The sequence below is a fragment of the Limnoraphis robusta BA-68 BA1 genome, assembly GCF_034932365.1.
Taxonomy (GTDB): Bacteria; Cyanobacteriota; Cyanobacteriia; order Cyanobacteriales; family Microcoleaceae; genus Capilliphycus; species Capilliphycus robustus.
On the sequence record NZ_JAYGHR010000002.1, the window covers coordinates 53,512 to 79,261 of the forward strand.

The 25,750-nt window shown below is 40.5% G+C and carries 18 protein-coding genes and 1 pseudogene; 9 read left to right on the forward strand and 10 right to left on the reverse strand.

The window, feature by feature from the left end; all coding sequences use genetic code 11:
• Positions 1-1,489: energy transducer TonB (locus VB836_RS01460; RefSeq protein ID WP_323217678.1), on the reverse strand; the 1,489-nt coding region annotated here is incomplete at its 3' end.
• 331 nt (positions 1,490-1,820) lie between these two features.
• Here VB836_RS01460 and VB836_RS01465 point away from each other — a divergent pair.
• Positions 1,821-3,059, forward strand: coding sequence for an RNA-guided endonuclease InsQ/TnpB family protein (locus VB836_RS01465; protein ID WP_323217679.1), 1,239 nt, complete (start codon positions 1,821-1,823; stop codon positions 3,057-3,059).
• Here the strand turns inward: VB836_RS01465 and VB836_RS01470 are convergent.
• The 4 genes from VB836_RS01470 to VB836_RS01485 form a co-directional block, all read right to left on the reverse strand.
• Positions 3,023-3,748 carry a precorrin-2 C(20)-methyltransferase gene (locus VB836_RS01470; protein WP_323217680.1) on the reverse strand — a complete coding sequence of 242 codons (726 nt, stop codon included), beginning with the start codon at positions 3,746-3,748 and terminating at the stop codon, positions 3,023-3,025. The two genes, VB836_RS01465 and VB836_RS01470, sit on opposite strands and share 37 nt — an antisense overlap.
• Positions 3,749-4,049: 301 nt before the next feature.
• Complete coding sequence (gene thrB, locus VB836_RS01475) at positions 4,050-4,994, reverse strand: homoserine kinase (protein WP_323217681.1); 945 nt, start codon at positions 4,992-4,994, stop codon at positions 4,050-4,052.
• Between the two features lie 62 nt (positions 4,995-5,056).
• Positions 5,057-5,320, reverse strand: a complete 264-nt coding sequence (locus tag VB836_RS01480; protein ID WP_046279923.1) for a DUF7219 family protein — start codon at positions 5,318-5,320, stop codon at positions 5,057-5,059.
• 636 nt (positions 5,321-5,956) lie between these two features.
• Entirely contained in the window at positions 5,957-7,267 is a 1,311-nt protein-coding gene (locus VB836_RS01485) for an aminopeptidase P N-terminal domain-containing protein (protein WP_323217682.1), read from the reverse strand.
• Positions 7,268-7,520: 253 nt separating this feature from the next.
• Between VB836_RS01485 and VB836_RS01490 the strand changes: the two genes are divergently transcribed.
• A complete protein-coding gene (locus tag VB836_RS01490; protein ID WP_323217683.1) occupies positions 7,521-7,844 on the forward strand; it encodes a hypothetical protein in 324 nt (107 codons plus the stop codon).
• 181 nt (positions 7,845-8,025) lie between these two features.
• On the opposite strand, the gene glyQ is transcribed toward VB836_RS01490, so the two are convergent.
• The gene (gene glyQ, locus VB836_RS01495) at positions 8,026-8,898 is read right to left on the reverse strand and encodes a glycine--tRNA ligase subunit alpha (RefSeq protein ID WP_046277962.1); all 873 of its coding nucleotides are present in this window, start codon (positions 8,896-8,898) and stop codon (positions 8,026-8,028) included.
• A 185-nt stretch (positions 8,899-9,083) separates the two neighbouring features.
• Here glyQ and VB836_RS01500 point away from each other — a divergent pair, with 185 nt between their 5' ends.
• On the forward strand, positions 9,084-10,274 hold the full coding sequence (locus VB836_RS01500; protein WP_323217684.1) for an RNA-guided endonuclease InsQ/TnpB family protein: 1,191 nt from the start codon (positions 9,084-9,086) through the stop codon (positions 10,272-10,274).
• 169 nt (positions 10,275-10,443) lie between these two features.
• Here VB836_RS01500 and VB836_RS01505 read toward each other — a convergent pair whose 3' ends face one another.
• Positions 10,444-11,037 carry a pseudouridine synthase gene (locus VB836_RS01505; RefSeq protein ID WP_046281340.1) on the reverse strand — a complete coding sequence of 198 codons (594 nt, stop codon included), beginning with the start codon at positions 11,035-11,037 and terminating at the stop codon, positions 10,444-10,446.
• Between the two features lie 512 nt (positions 11,038-11,549).
• Between VB836_RS01505 and VB836_RS01510 the strand changes: the two genes are divergently transcribed.
• Positions 11,550-11,786 (forward strand): NfeD family protein, encoded by a 237-nt coding sequence (locus VB836_RS01510; RefSeq protein WP_046281341.1) that lies wholly within the window; start codon positions 11,550-11,552, stop codon positions 11,784-11,786.
• Positions 11,787-12,116: 330 nt separating this feature from the next.
• Positions 12,117-12,668: a GAF domain-containing protein gene (locus VB836_RS01515; RefSeq protein WP_323217685.1), complete on the forward strand. Its 552-nt coding sequence runs from the start codon at positions 12,117-12,119 to the stop codon at positions 12,666-12,668.
• A 15-nt stretch (positions 12,669-12,683) separates the two neighbouring features.
• Here the strand turns inward: VB836_RS01515 and VB836_RS01520 are convergent, their stop codons facing one another.
• Positions 12,684-18,206: a trifunctional serine/threonine-protein kinase/ATP-binding protein/sensor histidine kinase gene (locus VB836_RS01520; protein ID WP_323217686.1), complete on the reverse strand. Its 5,523-nt coding sequence runs from the start codon at positions 18,204-18,206 to the stop codon at positions 12,684-12,686.
• Between the two features lie 729 nt (positions 18,207-18,935).
• Positions 18,936-19,976 (reverse strand): glycosyltransferase family 4 protein, encoded by a 1,041-nt coding sequence (locus VB836_RS01525; protein WP_323217687.1) that lies wholly within the window; start codon positions 19,974-19,976, stop codon positions 18,936-18,938.
• 911 nt (positions 19,977-20,887) lie between these two features.
• Between VB836_RS01525 and VB836_RS01530 the strand changes: the two genes are divergently transcribed.
• The gene (locus VB836_RS01530; protein WP_323217688.1) at positions 20,888-21,670 is read left to right on the forward strand and encodes a PEP-CTERM sorting domain-containing protein; all 783 of its coding nucleotides are present in this window, start codon (positions 20,888-20,890) and stop codon (positions 21,668-21,670) included.
• A gap of 467 nt (positions 21,671-22,137) precedes the next feature.
• Positions 22,138-22,296 (forward strand): annotated as a pseudogene (locus tag VB836_RS01535) (IS701 family transposase); the annotation flags it as partial.
• Positions 22,297-22,497: 201 nt separating this feature from the next.
• On the opposite strand, the gene VB836_RS01540 reads toward VB836_RS01535, so the two are convergent.
• The gene (locus VB836_RS01540) at positions 22,498-22,692 is read right to left on the reverse strand and encodes a hypothetical protein (RefSeq protein ID WP_323217689.1); all 195 of its coding nucleotides are present in this window, start codon (positions 22,690-22,692) and stop codon (positions 22,498-22,500) included.
• 140 nt (positions 22,693-22,832) lie between these two features.
• On the opposite strand from VB836_RS01540, the gene VB836_RS01545 reads away from it, so the two are divergent.
• Together VB836_RS01545 and VB836_RS01550 are read left to right on the forward strand one after the other, a co-directional pair.
• On the forward strand, positions 22,833-23,666 hold the full coding sequence (locus tag VB836_RS01545; RefSeq protein ID WP_323217690.1) for a LamG domain-containing protein: 834 nt from the start codon (positions 22,833-22,835) through the stop codon (positions 23,664-23,666).
• A 483-nt stretch (positions 23,667-24,149) separates the two neighbouring features.
• Positions 24,150-25,748 (forward strand): Cas10/Cmr2 second palm domain-containing protein, encoded by a 1,599-nt coding sequence (locus VB836_RS01550; protein ID WP_323217691.1) that lies wholly within the window; start codon positions 24,150-24,152, stop codon positions 25,746-25,748.
• Positions 25,749-25,750 lie beyond the last annotated feature (2 nt).

Genomic DNA, 25,750 nt, shown 5'->3' on the forward strand with positions numbered 1-25,750 from the left:
CTTCTGGGGGGAAAGATTCCTCACCTTGTTGTGATGATTCCGGTTTCACACTCTCCCCGGAAGCTTCGTCGGTCATCTGATCGCCTTCTGGGGGGAAAGATTCCTCACCTTGTTGTGATGATTCCGGGTCCGCACTCTCCCCGGAAGCTTCGTCGGTCATCTGATCGCCTTCTGGGGGGAAAGATTCCTCACCTTGTTGTGATGATTCCGGGTCCGCACTCTCCCCGGAAGCTTCGTCGGTCATCTGATCGCCTTCTTCCGGTAAACTCTCCTCGCCGCAACTTTCGCTGCTAAAGTTAAAGGCATATTGATAAGCCGTCGGATTTCCTCTTGCTAAGGATTCAGTGCTAACAAACTCCTGCACTTTTTGAATCGCCGTATCATCTAAAACCGGATATCCCGGATCTGACAACAGTTTTGGCTCTTCTAAAATCTCACCCCCAGAACCGATAACCACTACTACTAATGCTCGCCCAGTCAACTGCTGTTTGCAAGCTTCTACCGGATAAACATCAGAAATGGTGATAGGCTCAGTAGTTTTGACATCGCCATAATTTTCTGCTAAACGAAATAGCCAGTCTCCATATCTTTGTTTTTCTGGCTCTGAAAACGGTCCTTGAGGGGGTTGCTCTTGGGTAAACACCGGAGGATTCGCTGCAACATTGCTATTTTCTGCTGTTTCTGAACCTTCTTGCAAACCTTGGAGAATTGACCCTCTAGACTCTTCTGGAGGGGTTTGAGACGGTTCCTCAGTATTTTTTTCACTCGCCACACCATCATAAGGCTCTTTTGGTGGAAAACGAGGCGGTTCGCTTCCGGGTTCATCATCGGAAGTACGAGGGGGATTGAGAAAATTCGGCTCGCCAGGTGCTTCAGAGAAAGTAACACCTCCTTTAGCAAACTCTTCCTGAAACGTTTTAAACTGCTCGAATTCCTGTGAGTTCCTATCTTGAAAAGGACTATTTGGATCTGGGGGAGTATACTCAGGAATCGAACTCGGGGGAGGCGGAGTAAAGTCAGGAATATTTACCGAAGGAGGCAAAGTGCTAAACGTGTAACTCTCTGGAGAACGCGGCACAACAGGCGGTAAATTCGTTCCGGGGATTCCAGATGAGGGGTAAACTGGGATGGTATAAAACTCCTGGGGAACACTGGCAAAACTTTCAGCAGTCGGAGGAGGAGGAGCGTTCACGGGAAACTCAGGAATCGTTGGCCCGCCTCCTAAAATAGAAGCCAACGAGGGAGGAGGTGCGATTTCACTTAAACCAAATTTCGGCGGTGGCGGGGGATAGATGCCCCCAACTTGCTCGGGGGATAATTCTAGTAACTCTACACTCGGCGGAAGTTGAGCCGCTCGGGAAAATAACGAAATTTTCTCTACATTCGCTGCAAATAACCCATGAATTCCCAGGGAAGCCAACACTGCCACTGTAGCGGGTTGACGGAGTGATGCTAGTCCAGATTGGATAAAGGGTGTAGAAGAATCCATAATACTTGACTTTAGAGGTTAGAAATCGACTTGCGTCTATTGAGGCACAGGCAGAAGATGTATCACCGACCCCAGCAATTAACTTGAGTTTTGAGTTGTCTATCTTTACTGCTATGTTATAGCAAGCTAGAGTCAAATCATCAGGTGAAAATCTCTCAGACTTCACCTCTAGGTTGTGTGATCGCCCTTTTGACGGCAGCGACTCTGTACTCCTCAGTATTCCTAGTTTAACAAGATTGCCGGGAATTCCCCATCCCCTCGTGGGTGGGGCGGGAGAGGCAAGTCAATCTATCGGGCTTACCATCAATCCTTTTTGCGCTAAACTAGGGGTATGAGAAACGTTGTTCAGGTCAGAATTTATCCAACTACTGAGCAGCAGACAGCTTTATCAAAAGCTTTTGGCTGTGCTAGATGGTGGTGGAACTACGCTCTGAACCTGAACAACGAAACCTATAAAGCAACGGGGAAAGGACTGTCAAGACAGGGCTATAACGACTGTTTACCAGAACTCAAAAAAGAGTTTCCTTGGTTGACTGAGTGTTATTCTCAGGTGCTTCAGTCTGTATCCCTGAATTTATCTCAGGCGTTCATTAACTTCTTTGAGGGACGGGCTAAATACCCAAACTTCAAGAGTAAGAATAATAAGCAATCAATTCAGTATCCACAGCACGTAAAACTATTGGATGGAGCAATTAAGCTCCCTAAAATTGGTGAAGTCAAGGCAAAACTTCATCGTGTTTTTGACGGCAAGTTGAAAACCGTCACAGTTAGCATGAACAAAACTGGCAAATACTATGCTTCTTTGCTGTTTGATGATGGACTGCCAGAACCCGAAATAAGCAATCAGGGTAAAGCTGTTGGGATTGATGTAGGATTAACCCATTTTGCGATTACGTCTGACGGTTCAAAGTTTGATAACCCCAAGCCACTTAAGAAGTACGAGAAAAATCTAAAGCGTAAACAGCGCAAACTTTCACGAAAACAGAAAGGTTCAAAGCGTCGGGCTAAAGCTAGACGCATCGTAGCGCGACTACATGAGCGTATTGCTAACACTCGCAAAGACTTTCAACACAAACTCTCTCGCAAATTTGTGAACGAAAATCAAGTCATCATCGTTGAGAATTTGGCGGTCAAAAACATGGTGAAAAACCACAATCTAGCAAAAGCAATTAGTGATTGTGGTTGGTCGGAATTCACCCGACAATTGAAGTACAAGGCTGAAAAAGATGGGAAAACGTACCTTGAAATTGGTCGGTTTTTCCCGTCTAGCAAAACTTGTCATGTATGCCTCAATCAAGTGGGTAGCCTACCTCAAGATGTTCGGAGTTGGGAATGCCACAATTGCAAGACCAGGCACGACAGAGACATAAATGCGGCTATTAACATTCGAGATGAAGGCTTGCGTTTATTAGCGTTGGGAACCAGCGCTACTGCCCAAGGAGGCAATGTAAGACCAAAGCGGGGGCGTAAGTCATCCGTAGAGGCGGTTGCTGTTGAGTTGGGAAGCCCCGTCCCGCAAGTGGGCGGGGTAGTTCACCGAATCCCCTGGACAATCATTAACGAAAAATAAGATAATTGCAAGTTAGGGCGATCGCTTAACCCTGCATAAATCTGTTGCTGAGGGTGCGTCGCCCATTCCACCACGTAGGCATTTTCGAGCAAGTCTCGCTGCTGTAATAATTGCCAAACTTGCGAATAGACTGAACTCACTTTCATCAACACCACAACATCCGCCTGATCCAAAGTCTTTTCTAACTCACTCATCGTATACAATGCAGGCAATACGGCTAAACGTTGCTCTCTGATCGTGAGCGGAATTCCCAGACTGGCTACAGCCGCCAGAGGAGAACACACTCCGGGTATTGCCTCCACTTTCAGTTGAGGACGGATTTCTTGTAGGGTTTGTGCCAGGTAAGTGAAGGTACTGTAAAAACTCACATCCCCTTCACAAGCAAACGCCACATCTTTTCCTTGGGCGAGATATTCCCCAACCTGTTGGGCGGCGAGTTGCCAAGCTTCTGTTAAAATTGTCTCGTCTTGAATGTAGGGAAAGTTTAACGGTAACTGAATTTGCTGAGAATTTAGCCAAGGGCTGATAATTTTCTCTGCAATGCCAGATTTTCCTCGAATGCCCGCCGGAAACGCTACAACGGGGGCTTTTTTGAGGATATTTAACCCTTTGAGCGTAATCAGTTCGGGATCTCCAGGCCCGACGCTAACACCATACAGAATACCGGATGATTGGGGTGAGTCGTTCACAACAAATATAGCGCTTCGGCGCTAGGCAATCTTGGAAAAGGCAAAAGGCAATCATGCAAAAGGCAAAAGGCAAGAGGCAAGAGGCAAGAGGCAAAAGGCGCTCATGCAACAGGCAACAGGCAAAAACTGGTCACTGTTCACTGGTCACTGATAACTGTCCCCACTGGTCACTGGTCACTGGTCACTGATAACTGTCCCCACTGGTCACTGATAACTGTCCCCACTGGTCACTGGTCACTGTTCACTGATAACTGTCCCCACTGGTCACTGTTCACTGTAAACTGTAAACTGTAAAAGCTGTTCACTGTTCACTGTAAACTGTAAATTCCGCCCCTTGAGTATCAATTTGTAGCGATCGCACTTCTACTTTAACACTAAATTGATGCCAAGCCTCTGCCATCGCTAAAGCTACATCGGGTGCTGAAGTTGCATCACTCAGGGCGAGGAGAGTTGGCCCTGCTCCACTGATCACCAGTTCATAGGCGCCTGCGTTGATCGCAGCCAAACGTACCGCTTCATAACCGATAATCAGAGATTGACGATAGGGTTGATGAATTTTGTCTTGCATGGCGACTCGCAGCCAATTTTCCTTTCCCGTTTCTAAGCCTCGTACTAACAAGCCTAAATGAGCGGTGTTAAAAATGGCATCTGTTCGACTATACTCGGTTGGTAAGACTCGACGGGCTTCGGTTGTAGACAGTTCAAAGTTGGGAATGGCAACAATCGGAATAATACTCGGATGCCAGGGAATTTCGCATATTTCCCAATGGCTTTGGGAGGCGGCGACGGAGAGTTGACAGTTTCCCAACAACGCCGGAACTACGTTATCGGGGTGTCCTTCCATTGCGATCGCCAAGTTCATCACTTCGGTTTGACTCAGGGGTGAACCTGCAAAGGCGTTAGCCCCGACTAACCCTCCGACAATGGCGGTGGCTGAACTTCCCAAGCCTCTGGCCAGGGGAAACCCTAAGTTAATCTCCAGCTTGACTGGTGGCGGAGATTGACCGAGATGCTGGTAAAGTTTGATAAAGGCTTGATAGGCGAGATTATCTTGATCGGTTGATAGGCGTTCAGCATCCACACCTTGAACGGTGATCATCGCCTGAGTTGAGGTTTCTTCGGCTGATAAATCCTGTTCAGAGATTTTAAGGATATTGTACAAGGTTAACGCTGCACCAATACAATCAAAACCTGGCCCTAAGTTGGCTGTTGTTGCCGGAATAGTAACGGTAACGGACTTAGACATTCTTCGTTTTCAGACCCACAAAAATCAGCATAGCATTGATACTGTTGGCTGATGATATCACATTAGGGGTGAGAATTCCCGTTGTTATCCTCTGAATCTCCATCACCGATGTTGAGGTTCTTTTTAGAAGATTTTAGCTGTTTCCAAAGGCTTTTAATCCGGTAATAGGCTTCCTCTGATGTGATTTTGCCGTTGGTTTCTAAGCCACAAATATAGTTGACCTTCTGTGCAAACTCTTGCAAGTTTGAATTGAAAACCAGGTTTTCCGGCGTGAAGTCACCTCGGTAATTATTTTTCGGATATAGGAATTTATCACGTTCGTTCATATCGTTCTCCCTGTGATTACAGCTAGATTGAGTTGACAAATAGATGAGCTTGAAAAGATTGAAAAACCTGACTTTCTTTAACAATGGCAAGATTGATTTTTTGAATTAAGATAAAAAAAATTCAAGAATTTTATAGACTGAATTTTTATTCAACTCTTTACTTCTTTCTTTTAATTATAGTATAGCGTTGAGAATTGTAAATTTTATTTTCCTTTATCTAATTTAACATTTCTCCGAAACCCTTTCATCAAGGCAGTTTTTAATCCTTACTTAACTTTAGAAACAGGGAAAATTACGAATTTCAACGGTTGTGGTATGGTTGTCTAGTTATTCGGTTCGGTCTACCGATTAAATTGTTGAGATAGACTTAAATTTTTCTGTGGGAAACTTCTATATAAAGACATATTTTTCATTTTAAAAAATCAACCAAAAAAGTTTTTGTCTATTTAAAGAGTGGTTTTGCTTAAGTTTATCTCTATTTTTGAGCGGAAAGTCGCAACCCAAACTCATAAACTCTATCTAGAAATTGAATTTGAGTTGCGAAATATAAGCTTCTTTGAAAAAATAGGAATCTTGCACTTACAAATTATTGAGGACTGCTATTGTCAAAGAAAGCTTGAGAAATTCTCTTTTATTTTAGCCTTCCATCTCCTCAATAGACTTGGGTACACCCGCAGTTAAGACATCATAACCCTGGGGCGTTACTAACACATCATCTTCTATTCTTACGCCAATTCCTCGCCAACGTTGATCAACTTCTGGCTGTCCTTCTACGGGTTTAATTTCGGGTGAAATGTAAATTCCTGGTTCAACCGTTAATACTTGTCCTGGTTGTAACTCTTGAGGGTTTTCTCCCCATTGATAAACCCCAACATCATGCACATCTAACCCCAACCAATGACCGGTTCTGTGCATATAAAAAGGCTTGTATTTTTCCTCTTTTATAATCTCCTCAATGTCTCCGGTTAATAGCCCTAACTCCATCAATCCTTCAACAATTACCCGCACGGCTGAATCGTGAACTTGTTGGTAAGGATTACCAGGTTTAACTTGTTCAATGGCAGCAATTTGAGCCTTGAGAACAATCTCATAAATTGTTTTTTGTTCGGGAGTAAACTTGCCTCCAATGGGGAAAGTTCTAGTAATATCTGCGTTATAATATTTGTAGGAACATCCCGCATCAATTAATAACAAATCTCCCTCTTGAAGCTGTCGATTATTTTCGACATAATGCAGAATACAAGCATTTGCCCCTGATGCGACAATAGACGGATAAGCAGGCGTTCCTCCATTCAAGCCAAAAAGATGTTCCATTTCCGCTTGAATTTCATATTCATAGCGTCCGGCTTGGGCAAAAGTTCGAGCATGATTATGGGCTTTAACCGAAATATTTGCCGCTTTTCGCATCAACTCTAATTCAGTTTCACTCTTGAGTAAACGCATCGGATGGAGAAGAGTACCCGCATCTTGTAAGGCAATCGGGCCAGTGCCATGTTTAGGATAAACTCGCATTAATTTTTGCCAATGTTTCAGGACTTTATTATTAAACGCTTCATCTTGTCCTAAACGGTAATAGATGCGATCAGCTTTTTGCAAATATTGCGGTAATTTTTCATCAAGTTCCGCGATGGGATAAGCCTCATCCGCCCCATAAACTTCTTTGGCTTTTTCTACGCCTGTGCGATATCCTGTCCAGGTTTCTTTTTCTGGGTCTTTTGGCTGTACAAATAGCACAAATTTATGTTTTTCGTGATGGGGCGCAAGTACCGCAACGGCGTTGGGTTCGTTAAAACCTGTGAGGTAGAAAAAATCGCTATCTTGACGAAAATTATATTCGACATCATTGTGCATAACTGCCATCGGCGCACTTCTGAAAATAGCCGTTCCGGTGCCGATTTTTGCCATCAACTGTTCGCGTCGTTGCTGATATTCTACGGATGTGATCATTGAAGCTGTTTGTCAATAGGTTAAATATCAGTTTAACAAGTGAGGCGTGAGTAGGGGCGGGCTTGATTACAGTTTACAGTTATCAGCGCTTGCCTTGCGACGGGCGCGGTTTCCGGCGACACCCGATTTTCCTGAAAAAGAACTCTCTCTGGGGATAGAGGCTTTTTTTCTGATCAGACAACGCATAAGTGTCAAAACTCGAGCTATATGTACTATTGACAGATGTTAGTTCATCTGTATCCTCTGTACATTGATGGATATTCGTTCATCTCAACTCTATACCAGTCTGATGAGTCAAATGCTTGTAAACTCAATGCCGCTAGAGTGTCCAACCCTCGAATCCTGGGTGGTGAGAGAAGTTGAACTTCAACTCGGAACCCTTCCGAGCCAGATTACCCAGTCTATTGATAAAACTCAGGCGATCGCTTATGTTCTGAAGTTTGTTTCGCCGATGGGGAAAAAGTCTGAAACTGAATGGCAATGGCCATCAGAGCAAACGGGCAGAATACTGCAAGAATTGATTGCGGATGCGGCTACTCTGTCTTTGATTCGTTTAATGTCTACTCATCGAGTTTAAAATTGATCAGATGAGTTTAAAGAATGCTAAAAGTAGTTACGGAGAGAAAGGTAGAAAGCAGTAATCAGTGAATAGTTTACAGTTAACAGTTCTGTGAGTTTTGATTGCGGTTTTCGCTGCTAAGTGATCACTGTCTACTACTCTCAGCCCTCTCCTTCTGAAAAAATTTATATTCTGCCCATTAAGCAGATTTTTGCAACGGAAATCCCAAGGTTTCTCGCTGTTCTAAATAGCGTTGGGCGACTCGTCGGGCTAAGTTGCGAATTCTGCCTATATAACGAGTTCGTTCAGTCACAGCAATCACGCCTCGCGCATCTAAGAGATTAAAGCTGTGAGAACATTTTAGAACATAGTCTAAACTGGGTAAAACTAATCCTTTTTCGATTAATTGTTCGGCTTCTTGTTCGTACAAACTAAAGAGTGTAAAGAGTAATTCGGGATTAGAGGCTTCAAAATTGTAGGTACAATGTTCGACTTCGCCCTGAAGATGAATATCCCCATAATTAATAGTATCTGTCCAAGCAATTTTAGTCATGGCATCGACGTCTTGAAGATACATGGCGAGTCGTTCAAGTCCGTAGGTAATTTCTATTGAAACGGGGCGACAATCAATTCCACCGCATTGTTGAAAGTAGGTAAACTGGGTAATTTCCATTCCGTCTAACCAGACTTCCCAACCGACTCCCCAAGCGCCTAAAGTGGGAGATTCCCAGTTATCTTCGACGAACCGCACATCATGATCTTCGGGTTGAATTCCGAGCGCTCTTAGAGAGTCTAAATAAACCTCTTGAATGTTATCTGGAGAGGGTTTAATCAGGACTTGATATTGATAATAATGTTGAAAACGGTTAGGATTTTCGCCATAACGTCCATCGGTGGGACGACGACAGGGTTCAATATAAGCGACAGACCAAGGTTCAGGGCCAATCGCCCGTAGGAAGGTATGGGGACTCATGGTTCCCGCCCCTTTTTCGGTGTCGTAGGGTTGGGCGATTAAACAACCGCGATCGCTCCAAAATTGATGTAAAGTGGCAATGACGGATTGAAAGTTCACAGGATTAACTCAAGTTTAATTGTTTTTCATTTTATCAGACGTGGGGTTTGGGGAGCAATAAAACCCCGCTCTTGAGGGCGGGGATACATGGACTCCCCAAAGTCAAAAACAACCGCTCGATGTGGTTGTCTTTAACAAATCTATGCTATCATGTTCGGTATAAATTAAAAGGTAAGTAGTCCGAATTGATAGTTTTTGAGTTTAAAGCAAAAGGTAAAGATAGCCAGTATCAAGCAATTGACGAGGCGATACGCTCCTACAAGTTCATCCGAAACTCTTGTTTAAGATACTGGATGGACAACAAAATGGTGAGCAAGTACGACCTCAACAAATATTGCAAGGTGTTGGCTAAACAATATCCTTTTGCTCACAGACTTAACTCTCAAGCTAGGCAGTCTGCGGCTGAATGTACTTGGAGTGCAATTAGCAGATTCTACAACAACTGCAAGAAAAAAGTACCCGGTTTGAAGGGGTTTCCTAAGTTCAAGAAACACGCTCGTTCTGTTGAATACAAGACTTCAGGATGGAAGCTTTCAGAGAACAGGAAACATATTACTTTCACCGATAAGAACAATATCGGTAAGCTGAAGCTAAAGGGAACCTATGATCTTCATTTCTACCAACTCGAAGACATTAAGCGAGTTAGGTTAGTGAAGAGAGCCGATGGATACTATGTGCAGTTTTGTATTTCAGTTGATGTGCGAATAGAAACTGAACCAACAGGAAAAGCAATAGGCTTAGATGTTGGGATTAAATATTTCTTGGCAGATAGCTTTGGAAATACCATAGAAAATCCTCAGTTCTACAGGAAAGCTGAAAAACAGTTAAATCGAGCTAATCGCAGAAAATCCAAGAAATACATTCGTGGGGTTAAACCGCAGTCAAAAAACTACCACAAAGCCTTGTGTCGATATGCTCGGAAACATTTAAGAGTAAGTAGGCAGCGTAAAGAGTATGCAAAAAGAATTGCATACTGCGTAATCCACTCTAATGATGTGGTCGCTTATGAAGATTTGAATGTTAAAGGCATGATAAAAAATCGACACTTAGCTAAATCAATTTCAGATGTTGCCTGGTCTACTTTTCGTCATTGGTTAGAATATTTTGCAATAAAATATGGAAAGCTAACAATACCTGTAGCTCCCCATAATACATCTGCTGACTGTTCTAACTGTGGAAAAAAAGTAACAAAATCTCTATCAACAAGAACCCATGTTTGTTCATGCGGATATTGTGAAGATAGAGACGTTAACGCGGCTAAAAACATCCTGAAAAAAGCCCTAAGTACGGTCGGGCAGACCGGATCTTTAAAGCTTGGGGAGTTTGCACCTCTTTTAATGTTGGATGATTCCTGCGTTGGAAAGTGCGATCTGTGAACCAAGAATCCCCGTCATTTATGGCGGGGAGTGTCAAGATCATAAGGGATCGGTTGAAGATTCTTTCTAAAAATATAATGATTCGGGCTGACTCAATTTGTGCGATCGCTATAGATTTGATTTTCAGCTTTTATCAAACTGATTCGTTGGTTCGTCCTGTTGATCAATTTCAAAACCCTGTAATTTTGTATAAGTTTTGAACTTCAATTTGAGTTAATGAGCGCCATTGACCGGGTTCGAGTCCGTCTAACTGTAAATGAGCGATCGCGACTCTAATTAATCTCAAAGTAGGAAACCCAACGGCTGCGGTCATCCGACGAACTTGACGATTTCGCCCTTCGGTGAGGGTGATTTCTAACCAAGCGGTGGGTACTGTTTTGCGAAAACGAATCGGCGGGTCACGAGGGGGTAAAGCCGGTTCAGTTGGGAGAATTTTAACTTGAGCGGGTCGAGTTTGATAGTCCTTAATATTAACACCGGATCGCAGGGAATTCAAGGCGGTTTCATCCGGTATATTTTCCACCTGAACCCAGTAAGTTCGAGGGTGATGAAATTGGCGATGACTCAAGCGATGTTGGATTTTACCTTGATTGGTGAGAAGCAATAATCCTTCACTATCGCGGTCTAATCGTCCGACGGGATAAACCCCAGGAATCGAGATAAAATCTTTTAAGGTTTTGCGAGGGGAAGTGGTCGGATCGTTATCGGTAAATTGGCATAAAACGTCATAGGGTTTGTAAAACAAAATGTATCGTTCTGACATATTTTCAGGATAATATTTTCGCGATGGGGAACAAATTATAGAGAGTGGACAAAGGGTGAACTGACCCTAAAATAGGCCCTGTGGGGCAAATGGTGTTTGATGATCTTTTGCTAATCCTAATGTATATTGATATACATTTTAACCCCTATAATATTTTATTCATTCCGGATTTCATCTCATCTTTATAGATCCATTGCTAGTAGAGATTCCATAGAGGATGGTGATCTCAACTTTTCTAGGGTAATGTTTAGCAGGATCTCTCAAGCAGACCTCAGCCCGATCACCAGAGGAAAATCAAAGTGATGTCTTGGGTTAGAGGACATGGTTCCACTTTCGGAACCTAAACAGCTTGAATTTCTTTCATAGAATAACCAGGGTAAGGTGATAGTTAAGTAGAAGGCTATTCTAACAGACAAGAATTGCCATACAAGCCTTGCAATACCCTACAGGCTATTCAAAGCCCAAGTTTCCTCTACTGGCTGATTTTCGATTTACGCAAGGGAGATAGAACGATGTTTTTTCGCAATAAAATACACACCACGCCTTGTGAGTCTAACCCGATAAAGATTTTGGGAGAAGGAATTGTTTCTGAAGAAATCCAGCCCTATCGCCAAGGTCGAGTTAAATTTCAAGCAACTTGGTGGAATGCTCGCTGTGAGACGAATGTTAGACTAATACCAGGAACGGTTGTTCATATCGTTAAAAAAGAAAATATTACCCTGTTTGTTGTCCCTGCACCTTTTGAATGAATAGAGAGGCGATAGCAACTTGTTAAAGTCAGGGATTAATGAACAATGTTTCTGATCGCCGCATCTTCCTTTTGAGGGGATGCGATTTTTTTGTCTTTTAGCACTTTACAGGAAATGGCAAGAGCGGGTTTATTGAGGTTTTTGCTGAGAAAATATACATGGGGACAGAACCCGCCCCGACAACAGTGATAACGGTTAATACTAGGTGTATTTTCTTAGTGCTTTATAAGTTCTTGACTGGAAATTTTAATTTTTTGAAAACTATGCTACAATACCCCTTATCTTATGTAGATATACTCAGAACACGATAATTTTATCTCACTTTGTACAATGACGGCAAATCAGGAATTTCACCCCGATTTTCACCTCAATAGAGTTTTGTATCCATCTAGTGATCCCGGCTTGCGAAGGTTTATTGAACGTTTTCAAGCCCATGAGAAACGAGATGTTCTCGTACAAGAAACATTGGATCGACTGCAAAAAACGCTGCAAGTGAATCGGGTTGTACTGTATTATTTTTATCATCAATGGGAAGGACAAGTCACATTTGAGGCTTTGAGTCATCCTAAATGGTCAATTTATGGTTCAAAAGGGGCTGATGAATGTTTTAATGATGAATATGCGGCTCTATATATCGCCGGACGAACCCGAGCCATTTCAGATATAGAAAGAGAACCGATTCATTCTTGTCATCAAGATTTTCTTCGTCAAATAAAAGTTAAAGCCAATTTAGTGGTTCCCATTTTAATGAATCAACAGCAGTTATGGGGATTGTTAGTCGCTCATCATTGTGATAGTTCCCGTTTTTGGTTATCATCGGAGCTTGAACTTTTAAAAGATGCTGCTCAAATGTTAGCCGTTCAACTGGCGAATCTAGCTTAAGTTTTTTGAGCAATATCACTCCGTTGAAGACAGTCTAACAGGAATTTCAATCACAAATTCTGTCCCTTGATTGAGAGTGGAAATACAGCTTAATTGACCTTGATGACGTTCGACCACAATTTGATAGCTAATCGCTAAACCTAATCCCGTCCCTTTCCCGACTGGTTTCGTCGTAAAAAAGGGATCAAAAATTTTCTTTTGTACTTGTTCACTCATTCCTATACCATTATCGGTGATCTTAATTTTCACGGTTTGAGCTGTTGTCGCTTCGGTCGTGATGGTAATTTTTCTCTGAGGAGAACCCGTTTCTTTTCTCTTGTGTTGGAGAGCATCAATTGCATTAGAGAGAATGTTCATAAACACTTGATTGAGTTGTCCAGGGTAACACTCTATTTTAGGTAAATTGCTGTAGTTTTTCACCAATTCAATAGCAAGTTCATCTGGCTTTGCTTTCAAATGATTTTGCAGAATCATTAACGTTGAGTCAATCCCTTCGTGAATATCAACTGATTTAACTTCCGCTTCATCTAATCGAGAAAAATTCCGCAGTGATTCAACAATTTCTCGAATTCGATTGGCTCCCACATTCATCGAGCTTAACAATTTCGGTAAGTCTTCAACTAAAAACTCTAAATCCACATCTTCGATTAAATCTTGCATTGCTTCTACAGGTTCAGGATAATATTTTTGATAGGCTTGAATCACTTTTAACAAGTCTTCTGCATATTCTTGAGCATGAGCAATGTTCCCAAAAATAAAGTTAACCGGGTTATTAATTTCGTGAGCGACTCCCGCCACTAATTGTCCTAAACTAGACATTTTTTCAGTTTGAATCAATTTTGCTTGAGTCTGTTTAAGTTCTTTTAAAGTTTGAGCTAAACACTTATTTTTTGTATGTAATTGTTGAGTTCGTTCCTGAACTTTTTGCTCTAAGGTTTGATTCGTCGCTTCTAATTGAGACTTGGCGAGTGCCAAATTATCATAAAGCCGAGCATTTTCTATAGAAATTGCGGCTTGAGTTGTAATTAATTCCAGGAGTTGCAAACGTTCAGGAGTAAAAGCACCACTGACCAAATTATTTTCTAAATAAAGAACTCCAACCTGTTGACCTTGCTTGGCAACCGGAGTACAAAGGATGGATTTCGGTTGATGTTTGCTAATATAAGGATCGCTCATCCAGAAGGCATAATCAGCCGCTTCATCTAAAACTAAAGACTGTTGAGTTCGCCAAACATAGTTAATCAAAGATTGAGGTAAATCTTGACACAAATTCACGGGAATTAAAGGAAGATCAAAGGAGTCAAGAGAGGGATGAGAATCCGATTTTACATCAGTTGAAGAGGTGTGAGCGATCACTTCGAGAATTAATTGATTCTCTTTATACCAGATCAATGCACATTTTTGTGCGCCAGCATTTTCAATCGCGAGTTGTACTAAACTCGAGAGTAAATTGTTGAGTTTAATCTTGCTCGACAGTGCATGAGAAGCTTTAATCACTGTTGCTAAATCCAGTAGATTATGAGTTCCTGTGACAGAAGCAGAGGAGGGGTTCACAGAAGAATTTGTGCTGTAGTTTAGGGAGTCAATACTGTTGATTTTACGCAGCAGAATGGGAGACAGCAATTCCGGATAATCTTGTTCTAGTTGTTGGATTTTAAGGACTGCTCCCCAACGAATATAGCTGTAGTAGGCTTCAATCATGTAAGTTTGAGCAAATTTTTCTCGACCTTGAGCTAACCAGAATCGAGCGGCTTGTTCATTGGCGAGTGCTTCTTGTTGAACCCAACCCTGTTGTTTAGCTGAGGCAATTGCTTGATCATAAAAATCCAAAGCTTCCCAGTTTTTTCCTTCAATTCTTGCCTGTTCTGCGGCGATTAACAAATATTGAGACCGGAAGTTTTCAGGACAGTTTGCTGCCCAAATTTTAATTTGTTGTTGGTTGGTTTGAATCTGGATCTGATAGTTTTCTTGATTTTCTGGTGAAGCTTCAGAATCTAAATGAGATAAAATTAAAGACTCAAGAAAGTTGAGTTGTGCGGTTGAAATAAAACCCGGAATATACTGAATCAATAGCTGAGATTCTCGTAAAGTTCGTTCTGCTTCCTTCAACTTTCCAAACGTGAATAAAGCTTGAGTTTTTATAATCTCATAGAAGCAGATTCCCATTGATGTTTTATTTTCTCTGCATTGAGCAAGATACTGAGCTTCACTCAGGAGTTGCTCTCCTAGCAATTCTTCTACTTTAACTTTTCCTAAAAAGAATGTGGCACCCAAAATCAATCCCAAAATAATGTTAGTGGCGTGTTGATTACTAATTTTACGTGAAAAGACTAAATACTCAGACAATTTTTTGATGAAACTTTCTAAGTTTTCTTCACAGTAAAATAAACTCACCGCCTGGTAAGCCAAGATATAACCAGAATATTGCAACTCTCCTGCTTCTAAACCCGCCTGACATCCTTCGTAAGCGATTCTAGAGATCTCGTTCATGGGTTTGACCCAATGATTAATAACAGCGACAAAAGCCGTACAATTTCGGCATTTATAGCCCTGATCCTGAAAGCGTTCACTCAAAGCAATTGCTAACTGAACCAACTGATAACCAACCTGATAGTTTTGTGATTTTAAAATCAACAGAAGGGCATAGGTCGCATAACCAAAAGAAGATTCAGAAATATGACCATAGTTGAGAGAAATACTAACCATTTTTGTAACAATAAATGACCACAAATCTGGATTCGTAAAATAAGCACCGGGTTCGATATTGCTTAAAATTTTGATGGCGACTCGATACTCTGGCTTTTGTAGTTCTGGATGGTCAATGAGAGCAGAAATTTCTTGATGTCTAAAGCGAGACTGAACCTCTAAAAATTCGGAGTCTAAAGCTGTTTTAACTTGAGATTGAGACAGATCAAATCCTAAAAGTTTCAAGGCTGTAATTCCAACTCTAATTGCTTCTTTAAATTGAGTTCTAAAGCTATGTTGGACGATCAGTAAATTGTATATTTCTGCCTTTTCAACAACCGTTTTAGCCTTTAATAACGTCAAATAGATGAATCGTTCTGCTTGTTCAAAGTTTCCATTCAAATATTCTAATTCAGCTCGTTCTTTATGAAGTTCAAAAGCTAGATCATAATGAGACTGCCAACTGGTTTCTTCTAATAACTCTAGACCCATTCGCAAATAGTTAACTGCGGCTGCATAAGCGGTAGAAACTTTTGCTTTCCGTCCCGTGATCAGATTGAGTTCTGCGAGTTGATATTTTTCTGCTTGTTCCTGAATTAACTGCACACCTTGGTTAAAATGATTGGTGATTTCAAAGAGTTTTTCTTCTCTTTCTATTTCTGAAGTCACTCTCAATAGTAATCGCCCAATTTTTAAATGTGTTGCTTGTTTTTTATCTTGAGAAATCAAACGATAAGCTGCTTGTTGAACCCGATCATGGAGGAACTTATATCGAGTAATTTCTTTTTTAACTGTGAATTCTTCCTGAGTGGTTTCCAATTCATTTTCAGCAAAAAATTTGTACATTCCATCAACCGGAGTAATTAAGCCAGCTTTTAAAGCACTCCATAAATAATTGGCTGTTTGAGTCGGAGACTTTTCAGAAACAACAGCTAACGTTTCTAGATCAAATACATTTCCAATACAAGCCGCTAGTTTCAGAGTATTTTGAGTTTCTAAGGGTAATTTTTGTAACTGATCTGCCATGAATTCTACAACATCAGAACTCATCGTCAAACTTTCAACTTTGGCTCTATCCCACTGCCAAAAACCCAACTCTAAATTAGGAAAAATCAATCCATCTTGATGTAATGCCTTGAGAAATTGACTACTAAAGAAAGGATTACCTTGTGTTTTTTGATAAACGACTTTAGTCAAAGAATTTGCTTTAGCTAGGGGACATTTTAAACTCTCAGAAACTAAATGATTCAGGTGTTCAAACTCTAGCGGTTTCAAACTCATGTGATGTACACTTGCTCCCGCAGTGCAAATTTCATCAAGGGTTAGCGTTAAGGGATGAGCTTGACTGACTTCATTATTGCGATAAGCTCCAATTAATAATAAATAACAAGTATCTGGCTCTGTCATTAACAGTTGAATTAATTTCAGTGACGCTAAATCCGCCCATTGTAAATCATCTAAAAAAATAACTAAGGGGTGATCGGCAGTGGTAAAAACTTGAGTAAACTTACTAAATAACAATTTAAAACGATTTTCTGCTGCTGTTGCTTCGAGTTTGGGTACAGGAGGTTGAGAACCGATTAATAGTTCTAATTCAGGAATGACATCGATAATGACTTGGGCGCTTTCTCCCAATGCAGAAAGAATGCTTGCTTTCCAATGTTGAATGGCAATTTCTGTTTCACTCAAGAGTTGTTGAATCAAATTTTGAAAAGCTTGAACAAAAGCAGAAAAAGGAATATCTCGTTTAAATTGATCAAATTTACCACTGATAAAATATCCCCGTTGGCGAACAATGGGTTTATGAATTTCGTGAACAAGGGCAGATTTTCCAATTCCTGACTGTCCCCCGACTAACATCATTTCTCGACTGCCTTGAGAAACTCGTTCAAAAATAGTCAGCAAAATTTCAACTTCTTTTTCACGACCATAGAGTTTTTCAGGCAGAGAAAAAAGGTTAGAAATATCGTAATTTCCCAAAGGAAAATTGGGGATATTATGATTAATTTTCCACCGTTGTATACAGAGTTCTAAATCATGCTTCAGTCCGCTTGCACTTTGATAGCGGTCTTCTGGCATTTTTGCCATTAATTTCATTACAATATTACTGATAGTCTCCGGAATTGTAGCGATTCTCTCTTTGGGAGAAATGGGTTCACGAGCCATATGACAATGGATTAATTCCAGTGGATCATCAGAAATAAAGGGAAGCTGTCCAGTCAGAAGTTCGTAAAACATGACCCCAACTGAATAGAAATCGCTGCGATAATCAATGCCTCGATTCATGCGTCCAGTTTGTTCAGGAGAGATATAACTGACTGTCCCTTCAATTGCAGAAATATTATTGATTTCTGGAGTTTCTTTGGGAAGTTTAGAAGCATTGGCAAAGTCGATGAGTTGAATTTTTTGACTCGATGGATTAATGATAACGTTGTGGGGTTTAATGTCTTTATGAATGATTTTGTATTGATTGAGTTGTTCTAATGTTTGAGCAATTTGTTGAGCAATATTTAGAAATTTATTGATTCCTTCATCCGTCGTTTCTAGACCTCGATTGCGTTGTTTTTCAAAATGTAAATCTAGGGAAATTGCCCCGAAGTCTTCCATAATTAAGGCAAGACGTTGATCGACTTGTTGTATTGCTAACATCCGAACCACTCCAGGTAAATTCAGATTTTTGATCAAAGTATAAGCGTTGCGATATTGAGCAAGTTCGCTAAAATTGGGATAAGGATAACGAGGGAGTTTAATAATCACAGACTGCTGATCCTGTTCTCGCTGTGCGCGATAAATTAGAGTTCGAGAGCTACTATAGATTTGCTCAGAAAGGGAATAGCCGATAATGGGTTTCATAGAAACGTTTAGAGAAGGTATTGATGTGATAAAGGACTTGTTTTGAGGTTGTTTATAGCATGAAACAACATCTATTTTTTGTGGCTTGATAAAAAATGAACTCAAATCAATTTATCAAGGGTTTTCATCAAAAAGGATTAAATCTTAATTTAAGGGAGTTGAAATAATTGAACTTGTACAATCACAAGATTAGTTATAGATGATTACTTCTGTGAAGTTTGTAAACTTATGTTAATCCATTAATTTTTATTGATTAATTTAAGTTAAAGCTAATTATAGCATTTAAGGCTGTGATCAGATCTAAAAATCATTCTGAAGATAGACAGATTGGCTTGAAGACTTATTCGTTGAGGGATCGCCGAGAAGTTTCACGGCTGAGAGAGGAATAAATTCCGTAAAAGTAGCCATTCCTCTGGCTATAGACTTTAGCAAATTTGAGATGAGTGAATTTCAACAAAAAAATAGCTCAAACGAGCTAAATAAGTCTAAGATTTCAGGAGTTTTAAAAATCGAGTCAAGCCGACCACAGACTTAATTGAATCGGACTATGTTCGAGTTGATCCCAAGCTAGAGAAGGAACTGAAACTGAAAATTTTTCTTTTTAATGCCATTAATATGATCAGTGATGCCTACAAAATATCCAACTTTCAGTCTGGGTATTCGTTGCTCGGACAATTTCTAATTTTTTTTAGATCAATAGCCTTGTAACGGTTTAATACTAGACCGAATTTAGTTATTTTTTTGTCCTAAGTATTGACTCATGTAAAGCAGTAATCCGCTTGCTCCGAGGCCATAAAAAATCCCACCCGTCACCCCAATAATTACCATTGCCCAACTAGCCACTCCTAATGTTAAGCTGTAGATAAATAGCACTGTTAAGCGTTGGGATAAACCTCGATTGAGAAGTCGGTGATGTAAATGACGGCGATCTGCATAAAAGGGGGATCTTCCATCGGAAAGTCGAGCTAAAATCACGATGCACATATCTAAAATTGGCACAGCTAAAACCAAAAAGGGGAGTATCACTAGACTAAAATCTGGTGTTTTCATTAAACCAATAACAGCCAGACTCGCCAGGGTAAATCCGATAAAATAAGACCCTCCATCTCCCATAAAAATTTGAGCGGGATGAAAGTTATAGCGGAGAAATCCTATTGTTGAAGCCATCAAAGCAGCAGCAATTAAAGCGGCGGTGGGTTGATGAATCGATAGACAAACGACAAGCAGGATACTGGCAGATATTCCAGAGATTCCCGCCGCTAATCCGTCTAAACCATCCATCCAGTTAATGGCATTGACAACGCCAGCTAACCAAATAACGGTGATGGGTAAACTGAAAATACCAAGTGGAATTAATCCAAATCCTGGAATCGGAAGAAATTCTATTCTCACGCCGACTATCCAGACTAAACTCGCGACACCTAGTTGTAATATTAATCGAGTCAAGGGGGATAAATCGAATAAATCATCGGTTAATCCAATTAGAAAAAACAAGAAACTTCCGACAATTACCCCCCAAAACTCTAAAATTTTTGCTGAGGGTAAACTGGTAAAATCACTAAATAATCCAACGATTAAACAGCTAGTCAGAGTTGCCAAACAGATTGCTATTCCACCCAAACGAATAATGGGTTTGTCGTGGATTTTTCGTTCTCCTGGATGATCAAAATATCCCCTATTCAGACCGATTGTTTTGACCAGGGGTGTGCTGAAGAGAACGAGGAGGATAGAAATAATGAAGGCAACCCCATAAGGATAAAAAAATACCATAGTGTAGGGGACTGAAGATCATCAAGGTTGCGCGTTTTCCATTCCCCTATACAGCAATGTTATTTCAGATCCGGATAACCAAGTGGCTGAGAATTTCTAATTGGGGGTAACAGATTCGGAACTTTTATTGATGATTTTTGTAACCGCTTCTCAAATTGTCCATTTTTTAATCGGTTGAGCAGGATTTCCTGCATAAATGGTTATGACTTCCAGAGAATGTCCGGTTAGACTTCCTAACCCTAAAACTGCACGCTGACCCATTCTAACTCCTGGCCCGCTCACCACTCTCCTAGCAATCCAACTACTCTGTTCGATGTAGATTTCTGCTGTGATCAATTAAAAATGGTGAGAATTGCTTGAGGTTGAGGGTTTGATCATCAGCGATCGCCAGTTGGACTGGAATCAAGCCAATCAGAAATAGAATGTAGAATTGAGCAAGGCTAAATAATCCAACGCTAGGGTGATCGTTTATCCTGGAACTTTTTCATATATTTGCCATTTTACGATTATTGTAACTGATGGTAAGTTGGATGGGGGAGTTCTATTGAATCGGGGTTAGATATCTACCGAATAGGGGAAGACCAATTTACTCTATCGGAGTTATCTTTTCAACTTTACTTTGTCAATTAGGAGGTATTTTTGAGTTTTTTTTTATTTCAGTAACTTAATAATAAGTTTGTGTAACCTGATCCTATTTTGTCCTGAGAATAATGACAATTCCTGTAAAATGGACAAGACAAACTTAAGTTACGGATACAATGTAGACTCCAAGAGAGAGAAGTCGCCGATTTGCTCAAAAATCTGATTTAATGTTTTGAATTAAATCCGCTACCCCTCCTTCTGAGTCACCCGAAAAGAGATTCTTTCCGGTCGATTAAAGCTAGGATTTAACTCATGGAGAAATCAGTTTCATGTTCAATCCCATACCGTTTATTTACCACTCAACCGTAACCGCAGGTCTTGCCAGTTTAATCAGTTTTGCAACCCTGATTGGATTGGAGAGTTCGGCTCAAGCTATCGTCCTCAATGGTGGTTTTGAGACGGGTGATTTTTCTGATGGATGGATACCAATCGGCGACGCTAGAATTGTAACAGAGGCCTATGGTGTAACCCCTGTTGAGGGAAGCTTTCAAGCTTTAATTACAACCAGAAGCGGTTCAGTTCGGGATAGTTGTTCAAGATTTTATCCAGTTTGTTTGGAATCTTTTCTAGCGTTACCTTCAGGGAGTCTAGATAGTTTATTACCGGAAGGAGTTGTTGAAGGTTCAGCTCTCAAACAAACCCTGACTGTTCGAGCCGGAGATCGCCTGAGTTTTTCTTGGAATTTCCTCTCTAATGAAACCTTGTTTGATGATCAACCAACGACCTTCAATGACTTAGCTTTTGTGTCAATTGGTTCACTCCAAAAAATTGCTGATACTTTTGACTTAGTAGGTTCATCGAATACGCAGTTTGATACGGAATCTGGATATCGAACCTTTTCCTATACATTTGCCGAAGCCGGAACCTATCTCTTAGGAATTGGGGTTTTAGATGCGGAAGATAGTAACGATTTCTTCCCATCAGGTTTGTTGCTTGATAATGTGGAAATTCGCTCGGTTCCTGAACCGATAACAATTTGGGGCTATCTAGTTGTGTTAGGAATGGGTGCGCTTTTGAAAAAGCAGCATTCCAAAGACCCTGACTCAGACTAATCTCCGAGCCTCAAGAACAGCTTTAACCCCTGATCGCTTTGATTCTTCAAGAGTTGAGGTGATCGCTTTTTTTTGGGGCCAACTCAAGCTTTACAAAAGGGGGGGTTTTTTAAAGCTGAACCCTCTAACTGCTTCACAAAACCCCTAGAAATGTAAAAAACAGGGGTTGATTCCTGAAGATTTTTTAAAACTTCAGGAATCACCAATTCTACTCTTCTCAAAAAAGGGATCTCTCCGTCAAATGGGGTCAAATATAGCAGTCCGTTCCGAGTTCTGTGTAATATCTTCTTGCAATCATGCAATCATGCAATCTTGCAAGAGGCAGGAGGGAAAGTCGTTTCAGGCTTTTTATCAGCTTTTAGATTTCTCACAAATCATTTTTGATTGCTATATCCCTCTTCTGTCACTCTCCGAAATCAAGGAGGAAGAAATAGAGAGGTAAAATAGCGTAAAAGCCAGGGAACATCATGGATGTAGAGTTACAGATCTTCAAACATTTGCCTAGAGATGCCTGTCGCACCGTACCCTTCGTAGATGAGTATTGCGATCGCTACAAAGAGTTATTTCCCGAAGTGAGAAGCTATGAGTGTTTTAAACACTTGCATTGGGGTTTAATGACACCGATAACGAGTTAATTGCCGTGGTCGGTCAATTTTCCCCTTTTCTTCGCGATGGATAGCTTCAGGATTTACTACTTGTTAGTTTCGGAGAGTGACAGAAGAGGGATATTAGCCTGTCTTTTTAAATAAGCCTTGCTTATCATAAAAGGTACGGGAGATTTGAGTTGGCACTTTTCTTTATTTTTTCTTTAGGAACAGTCTCTAATTCTAACTCTTCGATGCTTTTAAGGTTGTGCCATTAACGACTTCCTTAACCTCCCAGTTTTCACTCACCGGAACGTCGGGGTCGCGGCTAGCCATGACCGTTTGATATTGGGACTGGGGACGAAAGAAAACAACTGCGGCTGCAACGCCCAAAACGGCAACGGCAACCAACATCTGAATGATTGTTTGTGGCTTCATGGCGATCGCGCTCGTTTGCGAGAAATCGGGGTTTACTCTTTCTACAGAATAGACTGACCTCGTTCGTTGTGGTGGTTAGTTTTGTTCTGCGGGAATAGTGAATACAATGGTTAATTAGCTCTCTTTGATTATCAACCATTATGACCGAAGACTTACAGAAGTGGCTACTTCTCATAATCTCTGCTGCTTTAATTAGTATGGGAATTGCTCTAATTGTTATCGGAATTGTCTTAATCACTTTAGTTAGAGCGGAAACTTCTCATAATCAAACAACAAGTTTTGCACTCTTGTTTGATGGAGTTGATGACTATGTTCAGATTCAAACCCATAATACGATTAACACAATTGGTAGTGGTGATTTTACGTTTTCAGCAATGGTTAATGGCTTAGAAAGTGAACAACGTCTTCATCCTCAAATTCTGTCTAATCGCGCTAATGAACAAAATGGATTTCTCTTTGGGTTTCATAGTCATTGGAGAGGAAGCCAGAATAAAATTCCTTTTGTTCAATATAATCGGACAAATTGGATTGACTATCCGAATCAGCCGAACCTTCTTGATAATAAATGGCATCACTTTGTGGCTCGTAAACAAGGAAATAATCTCACCTATTTTGCCGATGGAAAAATCATTGTATCTTTTACAAGGTCTATACTTGAAGACTACAATATTGCCTCTTCGCAGCCTCTCTTAATTGGTTGGGATCGGGCTAATTCATCTGCTACACATTTCAAAGGAAAAATTGATGAAGTCAGTATTTGGAATCGGGCATTAAGTGATGCAGAGATACAGTCAGAACTGCTGAAATCTATTCAAGGAAATGAATCAGGACTGCTGAGTTATTGGTCTTTTAATGAAGGTTCTGGCAATATTGTCAAGGATCACTCGGGTAATGGTAATGATGGAACTATTTTTGGAGCTACATGGACAACTGGATGGGCTTCTGAAATTAAGAATAAACAAAGTTCACAATAATTTCTTTCCTACAGCGAACGGGAACCAGGTCGCTTTTCTTGTGGGGATAGGATTATTAGTTTTGTTGTGTATGGAAGCCATTATTCTATTTTTAAAGGCATTGGGGGGATAACGTTTAATTTTTTTAGCCAAAGTGATAGCTCCAGCATGGGAGGTTTTTTTGTTGCTAACTTGGCGGGTTGCTCAAATATTTTTTTGGGGTCAGAGGTCAAGGTGGTGACTGAAACCTTGATTCTTCTTGAGTAGTACATTGAATAAACCGTGAAATTACGGAGACTGACCCAATTAATCGTACACATCAAAATTACAAAGTTCCGTAGGGTTACTGATGACTTTCTGTAAGAAAATGCTTAATCTTGAAAGTAGAGTTCTTCAAGCCGACTTGGAAAACCCACTCACGTTTCGTCATTCGCATGAAAATGTATCCTAGTTTTCAAAAGTCGAGGTAAATTAAAATTGTCTGAGCAAATATTCCATGAGTGTATGTATCAATACGCAGCAATTACTTTCTCTCCCGTTCAAGGTTTTATTGAAAAAACCCGGAAGCTGAGAGATTTGTACGGAGCATCTATTATTTTATCCTATCTCAGCCAATATATTGTTCAAGAGGCTCAAACTCTTTCAGGAATTGATGTGATTTCTCCGGGTTTAGTTAATACGGCTCAGGGAATGCCCAATAGAATTTTACTTAAAAACAATAATGGAAATTTTCGGCTCGAAGAACTCAATAAATGGGTTAGAGACACCTTATTAACAGGTTGGAAAAACATCTGCAATCATTGTAAAACCTGGATTGAAACTAAAATTCCCGAATCCAACTCCAATACATTTTATCATTGGGAGCGGGATTGGGATTTATGGAAAAATCACACTTGGGAAGTTTTTTCTGGAGTTGGGAATACCATTGTTGAAGCAATGGACAATTTAGAGAATAATAAACTTGGTCGAAATTGGACAGGAGTTAATTGGATTGGAGAGAGTTCAAGTATTACTGGAACTGATGCAATAGCTTGGCCGGGTTTGGGGAAAGGAACCCGCAATCCTAAATATTTAAAACCCGGTCAAGAAAAACAGAAAATCGCCAGTTTTTATGAAAATTTATCAAGAGTTTTAGAAGCAAAATCCGGTCAGACTTCTGAAACAATTGAAGAACCAGAAGGTAAGTTTTTAGATCCAAACGAACGCTTAAGTATTCCCGAGCTAGTCAAACGTTTAATTACACGGGATGATATTCGTAAACCCCTGAAAAATATACCTCATTTGGATCGTTTTACAGATTTGGTTAGAAAACCAAACCCAGAAACTAATACACCGGGACAATGGACGGGTTGGTTTATGGGAGATGGAGATCAAGTTGGTAAACACTTAAAAAACTTAGCTGTAAGTGAAGATGGCGATCAAGAAATTCGTAAGTTTAGCGAAGCAATGCGAAATTGGGGAAAAATTTTTATGAAAAAATTCCCCCAAGATTTTGGTCGGGTTATTTATGCGGGAGGCGATGATTTTTTAGGGGTAATTTATAGCAAAAATCCGGGCGAACCCATCAAATCTAATCAAGTTATAGATTGGTTGATGAAACTTCCCGAAGAATGGGAAACACACGGAGAAAACATTACTTTGAGTTTGGGTTTTGTTTGGGCGGGTCATAGCGTTCCCCAACGGGATATTTTACAACATTGCCGCGAGGCAGAACAGCAATCAAAATCTCTGGGACGAAATCGCCTTACCTTGCGGGTTGTTTTCAACAGTGGGCAATTTGTACAGTGGACTTGCCCCTGGAATTACTTATCTATTTTACAAAAATACTGCGATCGCGATGGGGGAAAAAATTGGGGTCATATTTACAATGACTTTGCCCAGTTAAAAGCCCGTCATGCAATTGATTTTAATCAGGCTACCGGACAAGTAGATTATCGACTTGCCTGTTCATTAATGAATATTTACTTTAATGATGAGGGAAATTATGTGTGGGAAAATCGCCGGGATATTGTTGATAAAAATGATTTGTCTGAAAATGCTTATTTAAACTGGATAAATGATTTGACCAATGTAGGTTGGCAGCTTTATTCAGAAGTTGATTAACC